Source organism: Flavobacterium endoglycinae (genome assembly GCF_017352115.1).
Classification (GTDB): Bacteria; Bacteroidota; Bacteroidia; order Flavobacteriales; family Flavobacteriaceae; genus Flavobacterium; species Flavobacterium endoglycinae.
This window is the reverse complement of sequence record NZ_CP071448.1, coordinates 1,828,726-1,842,966: the sequence shown is the minus strand read 5'-3', so window position 1 is coordinate 1,842,966 and position 14,241 is coordinate 1,828,726. Positions and strand designations below refer to the sequence as shown.

Here is a 14,241-nt window from a genome sequence, read left to right as displayed (position 1 = left end):
TTCATGAAAAAAATAACCACATTTGCCTTGTTGATGGTTTCGCTTTTTGCGACGGCACAACAGCAGACAATAGATCAGAAAGTAAATGATCTGTTGAAAAAAATGACAATTGAGGAAAAAATTGGCCAGCTTAACCAATACACTGGAGATAATCAGGCAACAGGACCAATTACCATTAATCCTAACAAACAATCTGAAATCAAAGCGGGTTTGGTTGGTTCGATGCTGAATATCATCGGAACAAAATATACCAGACAATATCAGGAATTGGCGATGCAGTCTCGTTTAAAAATTCCGTTGTTGTTTGGTCAAGACGTTATTCACGGATATAAAACTACTTTTCCCCTTCCTTTAGCCGAAGCAGCAAGCTGGGATTTACAAGCTATCGAACAAGGAGCCAGAGTAGCAGCTGAAGAAGCTTCTGCAAGTGGAATTCACTGGACATTTGCTCCAATGGTTGATATTAGCCGTGATCCAAGATGGGGACGCGTAATGGAAGGTGCTGGAGAAGATACTTATCTAGGTTCTAAAATTGCATACGCAAGAGTAAAAGGTTTTCAAGGAAATAAACTAGGAGATTTAAATTCAGTAATGGCCTGTGTAAAACACTTCGCTGCATATGGAGCGGGAGTTGGGGGAAGAGATTACAACTCAGTTGACATGAGCGAAAGAATGCTTTGGGAAACGTATTTACCACCTTTTAAAGCAGCTTTAGATGCGGGTGCAGCCACATTCATGAATTCATTTAATGACTTAAACGGAATTCCTGCAACTGGAAATGTACATTTACAACGTGACATTTTAAAAGGAAAATGGAACTTTCAAGGATTCGTAGTTTCTGACTGGGGATCAATTGGAGAAATGGTGGCACACGGGTATTCTAAAGATCTTAAAGAAGCTGCTTACTCTGCGATTACGGCAGGAAGCGATATGGATATGGAAAGTAATGCATACCGTTATAATCTGGCAGAATTAGTTAAAGAAGGAAGAGTTTCTATTGATTTAGTTGATGATGCTGTAAGACGTATTCTCCGCAAGAAATTTGAATTAGGTTTATTCGATGATCCATACCGATATTCTAATGATAAACGAGCTGAAAAAGTTTTAGGAAATCCTGAAAACAGAAAAGCAGCACGTGAAATGGCAGAAAAAAGTATCGTGTTGCTGAAAAACGAAAACCAGACTTTACCGCTTTCAAAAGACACTAAAACCATTGCATTTATTGGTCCGATGGTAAAAGAATATAAAGTCAATATGGGATTTTGGGCTGTAGAACTTCCTGAAGTAAACTATGACAAATGGGTAGTTTCGCAATGGGATGGTTTACAAAACAAAGTAGGCAAAAACACAAAACTGCTTTATGCAAAAGGTTGTGAAGTAGACGGAGATAATAAAGACGGATTTGCAGAAGCTGTAGCAGTTGCAAAACAAGCCGATGTTGTAATTTTAAGTATTGGTGAAAGACACAATATGAGCGGTGAAGCAAAAAGCCGAAGCGATTTACACATTCCAGGTGTTCAGGAAGATTTAGTAAAAGCTGTTATGGCAACCGGAAAACCTGTTGTGGTTTTAATAAATGCAGGAAGACCTCTTGTATTTAACTGGACAGCAGATAACGCTCTTGCAGTGGTATACACTTGGTGGTTAGGAACTGAAGCTGGAAATGCTATTGCAAATGTTTTATTTGGAGATTACAACCCATCTGGAAAATTACCAATGACATTCCCAAGAGAAGTAGGGCAGGTGCCAATTTATTACAACCATTTCAGCACAGGAAGACCAGCTAAAGATGAAAATGCTACCAACTATGTTTCGGCATATATTGATTTAAAAAACTCACCTAAATTTCCTTTCGGATATGGTTTGAGCTATACAAAATTCAATTATTCTGATTTGAAACTTTCTTCAACGAAAATAAAAAACAACGAAACAATTAAAGTTTCATTTACATTATCAAATGTTGGAAAAGTCGCTGGAGAAGAAGTAGCACAATTATACCTAAAAGATAAATTTGGATCTGTAGTACGTCCGGTTTTAGAATTAAGAGATTTCCAGAAAGTGAAATTAAATGCAGGAGAATCTAAAACAATCGAATTTACAATCGACAAAGAAAAACTTTCATTCTACAACAATAAATTAGAATGGACAACAGAACCTGGTGACTTTGAACTTATGATTGGTTCTTCATCAGCAGATATTAAATTAAGATCAGATTTTGAATTACTTGCAAATTAGTGAAATGAAAAACGGGGCCTTTAAAGCCCCGTTTTTTATACTATTATTTCAAGCGTTTTTTGAAACTGTATTTCAGCATATTCAGTAATCCTTGTTCGATAATATCGATTCCAATACCAAAATTACTGTCGGCAACCGTATGATGCGCATTTCTAAAATCTTCAAAATCTTTCAGTGGAATTTCCAGATTTACCAATGGTTTGTAATCAATAAATATTGAAGCACCGTTTTTAGTTACTTTTTTACGGCTTGTATAATCAAAATAAGGATTATTGATTGTACTTTCCTGTATTGTATACTTTTCTTGAACATCTATTTTTTCATCAGTCGTTAGATGAATTTCATACTTCTCGTTATCAAAATTATGCCAGAAAGGAATGTCTGTATGCATAAAATCACGAGCATTATTTTTAACCAGATTGCGGTCGAAATACATTAAAAAACGATTCTTTTGCTGATCTGTAAAATATGGATTTTCGATTGAAGAGTAGTACTGAATCGTAAATTCGTTCAGCTTTTTATCATCGCTTACAATTTCAATAACAGCATCTTTAAAAATAGTTCTGATATCAGTTCCGTTTCTGTCATTTGAATAATTCAGAGTATAAAACAAGAAATTATTCCAGCTGTCAATTATCTCTCTTTTATTTGTATTCTTGAAATATTTACGCATATAATTGGCACGATTTCCTTTGTAAGTCGTAACCAGTTTTAATTGACCTTTGTTATTTTGAGCGCTGAAATCTACCTTTTCATTAATTCCATAATACGTAAATTTATGCGGTTCTCTAACTTGTAATCCCTGATTTGGTTTTACTTCAAGATAATGCAGGAAATAAATAAAACCGCGATTTTCAACTAATCCGAATTCATCTCTAGACGTTGCATCTATAAAATACGTTTCACCTTTATAATTGATTTTTAAAATCACATGATTAAAAGTCAACAGAGATGGCAAATAATGCGTGATGTAGTGATCTGTATTAAAATTAACCAATACCACAGAAGAATCAATATTGATGTAATCTAAAACAACTTTTAATAAAACCGATTTTGCTTTACAATCACCCTGTTTATTCTCATATGTTACCGATGGTTCCTGCGGTTTGTGACCGTTCATTTCATCAGCATTAAAAATATAATAAACATGATTCTGTACATAATCGATTGCAAATTGTAGCTGTTCATCTTTATCAGTAATGGCATCTAATTTTTCGACAAGCTTTGGAGCAAATTCCTTTAAAGAAGCTTTATTATAGATTTCTTCATAAAGAGGAGCAATATAATTAGCGAGATCAATCCAGTTACTATCAGTCGCAAAATCTATAAAAGGCGCAACTTCTCTGTTAGTGTCAAAAAAGTTGATATAATTTTCTTTTTCAATTACAAATCGCTCGCCTTGTTTCAGATAATTAATTTCTGGTTCTAAAACATTTCCTTCCTCATCTCTAAAAAAAGCTTTTTTGTAAGCAATTGGATCCTTACGATCATTGATAAAACTGAATTTATAATTTCCGTAAGCCCAATAAGTGCTTGGTGTTACGTAAACGTATTTAAGAAATTCTTTTCGCATAAAATCACGATCTGTAAATACCTTTACTCGTGAATCTTCAGTGATTAATACATCATAAAGACGCAGATCTTTAATCGTAATATTTACTTTTTTGTTGCTGCTTAAAACGCCGCCTTCACTTTGATTTTCGCTGTCAAGAACCTTTATTTTAGTATCTGCAATTTTGTCAATTAAAACACCATCTCTTAAAACACTTATTCTATGAATGATGTAAGTTTCATTTTCTTCGACCACAACATCTCTTACAGATGCACTTTCAAGGTTTGAAGGTTCATTAAGCGTATAAGCAACGCAGGCGTATTCGCTGTTTCCATTATCATTGGTATAATAAACCTTATCTAGAAAGTAGCAGAAATCCCTTCCTTCCTCAACTTGTTTGTTTGAGAAATCAGATTCTTTTATATATTCAATTAGTTGATTGTCATCGATGTTAGGAGCCCAGCTTTCAGGTTTCTCGATTTTGTAATTTTCTACTTCTACAGTATTTTCCATACATATAATTTTAATGGTGTATATTCTTACTTTAAAAAAATAAAAATAAATAATAATAAACGATTTAACTCTATTAGTATTGTGAAATTTGTGATAATAAAAATTTATAGGTCAAGTTAAACACTTTTAATTATAAAAGTCCCCTATTTTATAGAGTAAAATTGTTAATTATATCTATAACAGGTTGTATTGCTAAAGTATACTCTTCCAAATCATTTTTAGAAATTTCAATATCATTAATCTTTTTCAAATAATCCAAATGCAGAGTGATTCCTTTTCTATAAATTTTTTCCTGAATCATAATATTAAAGTACTTGTGATTAAATGTGTGTGTAACTTCTTTAAATTTTTCTAAGTCAATTTTTTGATCAGTAAAAAGACTAATTTCATGTTTTTGGTTAAAGCAATTAAATAATAAAAACTTATTATCCATCGTTTCAATTTGATTTTTATGCAAATCGATTATTAAGTAAGGAGAAGGCTTTAATAAAAAGCGTTTGTTTTGATAATATGGATTTATAACAGTACCATTAAATTCTACTATAAGTTTATTTTCTTTTTTATTATCACTTAGAATTTCAAATGTAGTATCTTTTATTGTCGCTTCATGGGGTCTTTCATAGCCAAATGTTGAAACTAGCTCATACCTTAGAGAGTTAATCATTGAAATTTTATCTTTCTTAAAATATCTTCGCATTTCATTGGCTAGGTAACCTCTGTAGATAGTAGTTTGTTTTAGTCTGCCACGATTATCTTTTATTCTAAACTCTGTTTTTACATCTTTGCAGCAATAAGAAATTTTGGTTGGATTTTTATTTTGTAATTCTTCTTGTCCATATTTAATTTCAAGATAATTATGAAAAAGAAAATCTCCACGATTTTCAATTAATCCATATTCATCCTCAAGAGTTGGATTAATGAAATAGCTTGTTCCTTTGTAATTTATTTTTACTATTGCTTGATCAAAAATAAATAAAGAAGGTAAAAAATGTTTTAGGTTAGCATCTATTGAGGGGAAATATTCATATGGGAAATAATTAAAACTTGGCCCTCTAAGTGCTGTCATTTTTTTTTGAAGATCAGCATTTATAAAAATTACAGATGCATCTACTTTAATATGATTTAATAATACTTTTAGTAAAAGTGATTTCGCTTTAGAATCCCCATATTTCTTTTTAATTGTTTCACATGGAGATTGTGGATAATCACTCATTATTTCTTCACAAGAAATATAAGCAATTTGGTTTTGTACGTATTCGATAACAAATTGTAATTTTTCTTCCTTATTATTAATTCGATTAATTTCTTTTAATAAATCAGGGGCAGATTCAGATAAAGAAAATGTCTTTTCAATTTCCGCATACATTAGTGAAATATGATTTGATAATTCCAGCCATGTATTGTTTGAAAAGTCAATAAAAGATAATTCTTTAGGGTCTCTAATTACGCTAACACTCCTCATCTTATCTTTGGTTAGAATGTTATTTTTCTCTAGTACAAATTTTTCTCCTTTTTCTAAATGTTTAATTTCCGACTCTATTATATTTTGTTGTTCATCTTTAAAAAAGAATTTTTTATAAACAATTGTTTTGTCAGAATCATTGATAAACGTAAACTTTGTTTTAGTGGAGAAATAATACCAGATATCGGGATTAACCCACATATATTTTAAAGAATCATCTTTTAAAGAATTATTTTCTTTTAAAGAACTTCGAGAAATTTCGACGATCAAGACATCATTAGGGAATGAATTATCGATGGTTATATTTATAAATTTTTGTTCATTATAATTATATTTTTTCAATCTTGGTTGAATTGTAAACTCCCCAAAAATTATTCGTCCTGAAGTTCCGTTGCTTAGTGGACTGACAATAATTTTGCTATCCGCAATTTTATCAATTAGTTTGCCATCTCTCAAAATACTTATTTGATGTAGTGTATAAGTTTGATGTTCATCAAATAATATATTTACAACAGATTTTCTTGAATTAGAAGTTATCTTGTTTAGAGGGAAAGCTCTAAGGGTGTATTCTGATTTTTTTGTATTATTAGTATAATAAGTTGTGTTTAGTATGTGATAATAGTCATGGTAATTATAATCAGAAGATTCTCGGTCAAAGTTAAATTCTTGAATTTGTTCTATAACTTTTGAGTTGTCAAGAGATTCAGTCCACGCCTCTGGTTTTTTAATTTTAAAATATTGCGCACTCATTTTATGAAAGTATAATCTTACTTTTTCAAAGATATACTATTTTCAATCATATTTTTAAAAACGATTAAAAATTCTAATAAAAAAACCTCACTATAAAGTGAGGCTGCGTATAAAAACCAAAATAATTATTACAATTATTTCAGGACAGTGTTAATGAAATCCATTGCTCCAATTCCTTTGTAAGAAGCATATAGAGCTTTGTCAAACGCTTCGCGTTTTGCTTTTTTATCTTTTATTTCAGTTTCAACAATCATTTCATTGAAAATTCTTTCCTGCTCCTCGCTATATTTCAAAGAAGCTTCTAAAAGATAAGTTTTAGATACAAACCCGAATGAAGTCCAGATTTTGGTTCTAATTTTTTGATTGATATTTTTTAACGGATTGGTAATCATAATTTTCCTTGCATTAACTAATTCTTCGACTTAAAATAAACATTACAAAAATAAATTAAAAAGTAATCTTTTTCCTTCTTTTATTTTAAATTTAACAATTTGAAATTCAAATGTGTTATTATGACGCAATGTACTTATTTTTTTAATTCAATTTGTAATTTTAACTAAAATTGTGATTTATACACTTCTCTTTTTTTTACTGATTATGAAGTTTTAAAGAACTAAATTTAAGATGAGTCTTCTTTTTTTAAAATGAAGTAAATTTGCAAACTATTAGTAATAACCATTCATTTAAATCTAATGCTGAAATATATTATAGAAAACAACGATAAATACCAGCCGGGTCTTTCAATAGACTGCGTGATTTTTGGGTTTCATAATAATCAGCTGAAGGTATTGTTAATTAAAGTACCGCATAATGAAAGCTGGTCACTGCCAGGAGGATTTGTTCCTATTGATCAGGATATAGATACTGCAGCAGTAACCGTTTTAAATGAAAGAACCGGAGTTGAAGGTGTCTTTTTAAGACAATTTGCGACGTTTGGAAAAATTAAACGCAACGATAATCATTTTGGGAATGAAGTCTTAAAATATCTGGATATAAAACCCGAAGAAGGAAAATGGCTCACTCAGCGTTTTGTTACCATAGGATATTATGCTTTAGTTGATTTTTTAAAAATCATTCCAACAAAAGCTAGCGTTCATGAAAAAATTGAATGGATTGACCATAAAGAAGTTCCTGAGCTGATTTTAGACCACAAAGAAATTCTCGATAAAGCTCTTGATACGTTAAGAATTGAATTGAATTTAATGCCAGTTGGATATAATTTGCTTCCGGAGAAATTCACAATTCCAGAACTTCAAAAACTATATGAAACAATTTTGGACAAAAAGCTTGACCGAAGAAACTTCTTGAGAAAAATAACCAATATAGGTATTTTGACTAAACTGGAAGAAAAGAAAAACAATGTGGCACACAAAGCACCAAATTTATATTCTTTTGATAAAGAAAAGTACGATGAAGTTCTTAAAAATGGATTAAATCAAGGTTGGTAAAATTATTTAGAACAAATCAGCCAGCTTTAAAAATACCGAGCTGCGGAATAATTACGTCACAATAGTTCTAAAAGTCAAATTTACTCTTGGTTTTTGAGTTGATTTTGTTGGCGGAAGACGATGCAGCCAATGCGTTTGTGTTTCATCTTTCATAACCAATAAACTGCCATGTTCCAAAATCATTGAAACCGTTTCTTTAGTTTCTTTATGTTTAAAAGCAAATTTACGTTCGGCGCCAAAACTGACCGATCCAATTGCACCATTTTTCTTTAAATCTTTTTCAGCATCGCTGTGCCACGCCATTCCTTCTTCTCCTGAATGATATAAATTTAGCAGACAAGAATTAAAAGTTTCACCTGTTTTTTCTTCAATGATTTTCTTTAATTCTAAAAGTTCTGGAGTCCAAGGCAATGCTTTTTTGGTGGTATTCGAATACGTGTATTCAAATTCTTGATCGCCGTACCAAGCTACTTTCCGCTTGGTTAGAATTAATTTACCAAAGATTATGGCTTCGTCATTTTTCCATTCGATTGTATTTAGCAAAATATCGCGGTAGAAATCAGCCTTTTCTCTAGAGAATAATTTTCCGTAATAATTCACCGTTCCATCTTTTGGAAGCAGATTAGTTGTTTCGTTTATTTGAGGATTAAATAAGTCCATTTTTCCATTTTTGATATTCCAATTTCATACAATGTCCGCAAGGTCTGAAGCCATTTTTTCTCGCTTCATTTTCAGATAAAAAGAAAACCCGATTTTCACGTTTCATCCTTTTCCCCGAAGAACATGTCAATGTTCCGTAGATTTTTAATTTCTGGTTGCCACCGAAACAAATTTCGCCTTTTTTAATTTTACGAAACAATTCAGAATCGGTTATTTTTTGATGATTAATCATAAAAGTGTACGTTTTGTAATATAGAGACGCACTGCAGTGCGTCTAACGTTTTGTTTTTTCGCCACGAATTCACAAATTATTATTTTAAAATCTTTGCGATTATTTATTCGAATTAATTCGAATAATATAAGATTGAGTATGTAAAAGAATAATTCGTGAATTCGTGGCAAAAAAAAAATATTCACGAAAGAGCATCATGGAAAATAATTCCCAACGTATGTCGTTCTCCAGAATGAATTTCGCTTACACCATGTTTCATATTCACGCGATAATATCCTTTTGTGCCTTTTACTGGTCTGAAATTGGTTGTGAAAACCAAAATGTCTCCCTTTTTAGGTTTTAAAACAATGGCTTTAGATTGTGCTCTTGGCGTTTGTTGCGTTAAAACAAATTCTCCACCAGTAAAATCTTCATCAGGTTCATTTAGAAAAAGTACAATTTGAATTGGAAAATAAACATCTCCATATAAATCCTGATGCAAAGTATTGAATCCGCCTTTGCCATATTTTAAAATTAAAACAGTTGCTTTGAGCTGATTGTTGTCATGACATTGCTGTAATAATTCAGCATGTGTTTTTGGGAAAACAGTATTGATATTCAAAGCTTTCATCCATGTATTGGCAATTGGAGCCAGTTTTGGATAAATCGACGAACGAAGATTCTGAATTAAATCTGGCAACGGATAATTGAAATATCGGTATTCACCCAATCCAAAACGATGACGTTCCATAATAACCGTTTTTCGATATAAATTCGGATTGTCATAATCAAATTTCAGGTCTTCACATTGTTCGTTATTGAGGATATTTGGAATAATAGCAAAACCATTTTGGTGCATAGATTCGGTGATGCTTTCCCAGTTTTGAGAAGCAATTTTTGATTGTATATTTTGCATAGAGATTTAGATTTTTTTTTCGCCACGAATTCACGAATTTTCTTTTTAAACACTTTATCAAAATATTATTCGAATATATAATCGCATAGATTAAAAAAAATAATTCGTGAATTACTTCGCCTGTTCGCTATCGCTCGAGTCGTGGCGAAAAAAATTATAGATTTATTTGCGCGCCTTCCCAGCCAATGATAGCTGTTTTTCGGGTATTTCCCCACATGTAACCGCCAAATGTTCCAGAAGATTGAATAACGCGGTGACACGGAATTAAAAACGCAACAGGATTACTTCCAATTGCTGTCCCAACGGCGCGGGATGCATTTGGTTTTTGAATTTGATTCGCAATAGAACCATACGTAGAAAGTTGTCCCATTGGAATTTTAAGCAAGGCTTCCCAAACTTTCAATTGAAAATCAGTTCCTTTTAAATGCAGTTTAATTTCAGATAATTTACTCCAATCATTTTGAAAAATAAACAAGGCATTTTGTTGTGATAAATCCAGTTTTTTAGAAAATTGAGCATTAGGAAATTTATCTCTTAAAACAATAAATCCAGTTGTTTCATCTTCGGCAAAAGCCATAAAACAAACACCTTTTTGGGTCGATGCGACAATAATATTTCCAAACGGACTTTCGGCAAAACTGTAATTGATTTCCAGATTTTTTCCTCCGTTTTTATATTCTGCCGGAGTCATTCCTTCAATATTTACAAATAAATCGTGTAAACGGCTTGTTCCTGAAAGTCCAGTTTCAAAAGCAGTTTCAGAAATAGTAGCCTGATTTTCTTTCAGTAACTTTTTGGCGTGTTCGATGCTTGTATATTGTAAAAACTTTTTCGGACTTGTGCCTGCCCATTCACTAAAAAGTCGCTGAAAGTGAAATGGACTTAAATGTACTTTTTCCGCGACTTGATCTAAATTAGGCTGATCTTTAAAATTAGCTTTGATATAATCTATAGCTTCGGCGATACGATTATAATTGATGGTTTCTTGTGTGTTCATCTTCATTCAATTTTATAATACAAATATCGATTGGTTTTTAAAGGTATAAAATCCGAAACTTGCTTTGTTTTTCTCTGCCACAAAGGCGCGAAGGCACAAAGTTTTTTCGGTATTCTAATTCTAAGCGAATTTGAAAGACAGTAACTATTAGTAAAATTAAAACTTTGTGTCTTAGCGACTTTGTGAGATTATTAGAAAATTCTTCATAGTTTACTTTAATTACAAAGGTAGCTTTAAAGCAGAAATAAATTATTTAAAAATATCTTTTGCGGCAGAAATACCAATTAATTTATAACCGTTTTCGGTTCTTAAAAATTCAAAATGATCTTGTTTAAAATCAGCTTTGTTTTTTGGATTTATGATGATGCTTTTAATTGGGTAAAGCCAATCTTTTGATTCATTACAGTTATTGAAATAAACGCTATATTCACTCGATTCGAAAATAAAGGGATTCAATCCATCAGAAGAAATAAAATAATCTGTTTTTGGATTTTTGAGTTCTTGAAGTTTTAACTTTAAATAGGTATAATTTTGATTGATGAATTTCGTTTTGGACTCACTTATCCATCCATTTGGTTCTTTCCAATAGGTGATTTTATCAAAAGAATGTTTTTCTAAATTGGCTTTCGATAAATCAGAAAGCAAAGTGTTTTTCAGCCAATATTTAAATTCTTTCTCATAATTAATAAAGGAATAATATAAACCATCAAGCCCCAGAAAACTATCTTTTGTTTGGTCTTTACTGGGTTCTTTTGATTTTTCTAAAGAATAAAAATTCAAATCGTCAGTAAATGAGAAATTTTCAATGAGGACTTTGTTGTTGGTATCGATTAAAAATTCTTTTCCGCCCTTCCAGAAAAAATGTTCACCATCTTGTTCTTTAACAGCATCTTTTAAAACAACAACCATCCCGTTTCTAGCTTTGGTTAAAGAACTGTATTGTGCTGGAATTACAATTTTTCCATTACTATTAAACATGCCCATTTTGTCGCTTTTACGATCTGTAAAACGTATGAAACCTTCGTTTTCGCAATCTGGACTATTATCAAAAACATATAAGCTGTCGCGTCCCACTATTTTTCCTTGTTTGGTTAGATAGTAGCTTTTCCATTTTCCGTTTTCATCTTCAGAAACAGCCATTATATTTTCAAATTTGCGAGCCGTTGTAAAACCTGTAAATTTTGGTTCTATTTTGATTACTCCGTTTTGATCTTTAAACCCGATTAAAGTAGTGTCTTTGTTCGGAAATGCTGTCCAAATATCATTGTTTTGTGCAAAAGCTGCACAATTTAAAACCATTAATAGATAGAGTAAAATATAATTTTTCATAATAAAATATTTACAATAAATATAATACAACGTTTTTGAAAAGAAAATATTCTAACAGACTTATTACTTTCTTAAAAAATAAAACCCGACAGATTTTAAAATCTGTCGGGTTTGATATGCATTATAAAATCTGTTTTGAAGTTTCAGACACCTTATAATGGATCTAAAAAAATATTTTAAGTGATCATGATTTAAGAACTAATAATATAACTTTGTTAATTATTTTCTTTTAAGTATGAGAATAATATCACTTGTCGAAGCATAAAAATTACTGCTTTTTGTTAATTTTACACCTAGTTCTATGTCTTCATTAGGTAAATTCTCTATAAAATTATTAGAAGAAACTGAACTACCTTCAGTAATTTCCCCTGAAATAATTTCGCTTCCTTTTATTATTTGTGAATTCTTGCAATCGTATAATTCAAGCTTTATTGTTCCAGGCACATTGTTACCATAATAACCATCTCGCGTCTTTAAGTCATATGCAACAAGTGTTGCGGAATCAATATTAATATAATTTTGGATGTTAAATTTCACAATGCCTCCATAGCCATAATTATATTTTGTTATACTTTCAAGTGGCTCTGTATTTGAGCTAGTAACGAAATCAAATAATTTTAATGTTATTTGTTTATCATATGCACCATCATTTCCATTACATACATATTTGGTATTCTGTATTTCTGACTCTTCTAAAATATTATTATTGTTTACGTCAATTCCGGAAGTATAATTAATAAATTAAAATGTAATAATACTCTATAACCCAAAAATGTCCGAAAAGCCCAATAAAATAAGGGATTCACACCAAAAAATGTCCAAAAACGCAACAAATTAAAATGTGCATTTATACTGCCTTTTGATAGCCTCAGATATACCTTTACAAAAACAATACTTCCAATTAATAACTTCGACTGTTTGTTATTACTGCACTACTATAGCTTTTAATCGTAAAAGCCTATAAAAACGCTATTTAAGGCAACAATATTAAGAAATAACACTTGAAACATAAGACCATTAATACGGTCTTTTTTTTGTGCTAATTTTAACCTTCACAAAACTAATTTTTGCACTAAAAAAAAGTTGGGTTGACAGTTGGGTTGACAGTTGGATTGACACATGCATGTTTTTTTAGTACCTCATTCATGAGGTTTATGTGTATAAAAATGTATCATTTTGCATGTTTTTTGACATATTCGCGATAGATAAAAACATATAGGAAAATTTAAAACAGTAAATAAATATCTGTTTATTAGTTAGTTATGATTCATAGTTAGATTTTGAATTTTAAAAAGTTATGTGTGTTTCCTATGTACATATACATTTCAATATCTATTAATGTTACTCCAATCGGATAACTCCCACCACAATTGCAACTGCTCTTACAGAACTTTTAGGAATTTTAAAGGGCGGATAATGTGTTTTGTTATCTGAATGACATTCTAAACATTCTATATCTTCATCACATGGAAAAAGGCGTTTGACAATTGCTCCCTGCTCTGTATCTAGGACATACGGTTTACCCCATTGAAAAAAAGCTAAGTCTTTTAATGGCTTGCAAGCTAACAAATCTCCATTACTGTACTTAGGGTACATTGAAGAGCCTGAAACTCTAATTAAGTATTTAACTCCTTTACCTTCAAGCTCAGGTATTTTATACCCACTGTTAATATCATATTGCATCACTTGACTATCTCCTTGCCCATAGCCTGCCATAGCCTCGATTGGAATAAGTGGGATTCCTTTTTTTTCTTCTGATCTATTATTAACGGGTTCACTACTTTCTTTTATCATGTTTCCATTTCCTGTCAGCAACCATTCCGCATTAAGCTCCGGGTATGCGTATAGAATTTTTTCAATAGAACTACTATTTATACCGGAATTATTTGATATTGCTTTCCCTATCTGACCTACAGAAAGCTCAGCCGCCACTGTTAAAGCGTTATTGTTTATACCTCTGTAAGCCATATATTCAGACAATCTCTCAGTTGTTGATTTACTCATAAAAGAAGAATATTGAAATATTTCTATAATAATTTGTTTTATATTGAAAAATGTCTATATATTTGTATTTATATAAATACACTTTAGACAATGGACAAATCTAGAAAAAAGAAATCACTTTACAATACGGAAATCCTTATTGAACTGCAAAATAAATATGGTTT

The 14,241-nt window shown here is 31.1% G+C and carries 12 protein-coding genes; 2 read left to right on the top strand and 10 right to left on the bottom strand.

Translation table 11 applies throughout. From position 1 onward, the window contains the following. Window positions 1-3 precede the first annotated feature (3 nt). Window positions 4-2,235, top strand: a complete 2,232-nt coding sequence (locus tag J0383_RS08040) for a glycoside hydrolase family 3 N-terminal domain-containing protein (RefSeq protein WP_207297899.1) — start codon at window positions 4-6, stop codon at window positions 2,233-2,235. Between the two features lie 43 nt (window positions 2,236-2,278). Here the strand turns inward: J0383_RS08040 and J0383_RS08035 are convergent, their stop codons facing one another. From J0383_RS08035 to J0383_RS08025, 3 genes are all read right to left on the bottom strand, one after another. After that, window positions 2,279-4,300 carry a hypothetical protein gene (locus J0383_RS08035; RefSeq protein WP_207297898.1) on the bottom strand — a complete coding sequence of 674 codons (2,022 nt, stop codon included), beginning with the start codon at window positions 4,298-4,300 and terminating at the stop codon, window positions 2,279-2,281. Between the two features lie 148 nt (window positions 4,301-4,448). Then, complete coding sequence (locus J0383_RS08030) at window positions 4,449-6,512, bottom strand: hypothetical protein (RefSeq protein ID WP_207297897.1); 2,064 nt, start codon at window positions 6,510-6,512, stop codon at window positions 4,449-4,451. A 134-nt stretch (window positions 6,513-6,646) separates the two neighbouring features. Then, on the bottom strand, window positions 6,647-6,904 hold the full coding sequence (locus J0383_RS08025; RefSeq protein ID WP_207297896.1) for a hypothetical protein: 258 nt from the start codon (window positions 6,902-6,904) through the stop codon (window positions 6,647-6,649). Between the two features lie 300 nt (window positions 6,905-7,204). Here J0383_RS08025 and J0383_RS08020 point away from each other — a divergent pair, with 300 nt between their 5' ends. Continuing rightward, on the top strand, window positions 7,205-7,960 hold the full coding sequence (locus J0383_RS08020; RefSeq protein ID WP_207297895.1) for an NUDIX hydrolase: 756 nt from the start codon (window positions 7,205-7,207) through the stop codon (window positions 7,958-7,960). 51 nt (window positions 7,961-8,011) lie between these two features. On the opposite strand, the gene J0383_RS08015 is transcribed toward J0383_RS08020, so the two are convergent. The 7 genes from J0383_RS08015 to J0383_RS07985 all read right to left on the bottom strand — a co-directional run bounded on the left by J0383_RS08015 (window position 8,012) and on the right by J0383_RS07985 (window position 14,077). Next, complete coding sequence (locus tag J0383_RS08015; RefSeq protein WP_207297894.1) at window positions 8,012-8,620, bottom strand: alpha-ketoglutarate-dependent dioxygenase AlkB family protein; 609 nt, start codon at window positions 8,618-8,620, stop codon at window positions 8,012-8,014. Then, window positions 8,607-8,852, bottom strand: a complete 246-nt coding sequence (locus tag J0383_RS08010; protein ID WP_207297893.1) for an Ada metal-binding domain-containing protein — start codon at window positions 8,850-8,852, stop codon at window positions 8,607-8,609. Before J0383_RS08010 ends, J0383_RS08015 begins: the two co-directional genes overlap by 14 nt. 181 nt (window positions 8,853-9,033) lie before the next feature. After that, the gene (locus J0383_RS08005) at window positions 9,034-9,747 is read right to left on the bottom strand and encodes a 2OG-Fe(II) oxygenase (RefSeq protein ID WP_207297892.1); all 714 of its coding nucleotides are present in this window, start codon (window positions 9,745-9,747) and stop codon (window positions 9,034-9,036) included. 154 nt (window positions 9,748-9,901) lie between these two features. Continuing rightward, window positions 9,902-10,744, bottom strand: coding sequence for a bifunctional helix-turn-helix domain-containing protein/methylated-DNA--[protein]-cysteine S-methyltransferase (locus J0383_RS08000; RefSeq protein ID WP_207297891.1), 843 nt, complete (start codon window positions 10,742-10,744; stop codon window positions 9,902-9,904). Between the two features lie 249 nt (window positions 10,745-10,993). Next, window positions 10,994-12,073 (bottom strand): WG repeat-containing protein, encoded by a 1,080-nt coding sequence (locus tag J0383_RS07995; protein WP_207297890.1) that lies wholly within the window; start codon window positions 12,071-12,073, stop codon window positions 10,994-10,996. 219 nt (window positions 12,074-12,292) lie between these two features. Then, complete coding sequence (locus J0383_RS07990) at window positions 12,293-12,610, bottom strand: hypothetical protein (RefSeq protein WP_207297889.1); 318 nt, start codon at window positions 12,608-12,610, stop codon at window positions 12,293-12,295. 804 nt (window positions 12,611-13,414) lie between these two features. Beyond that, window positions 13,415-14,077, bottom strand: a complete 663-nt coding sequence (locus J0383_RS07985) for a S24 family peptidase (RefSeq protein WP_207297888.1) — start codon at window positions 14,075-14,077, stop codon at window positions 13,415-13,417. Between the last annotated feature and the right edge of the window lie 164 nt (window positions 14,078-14,241).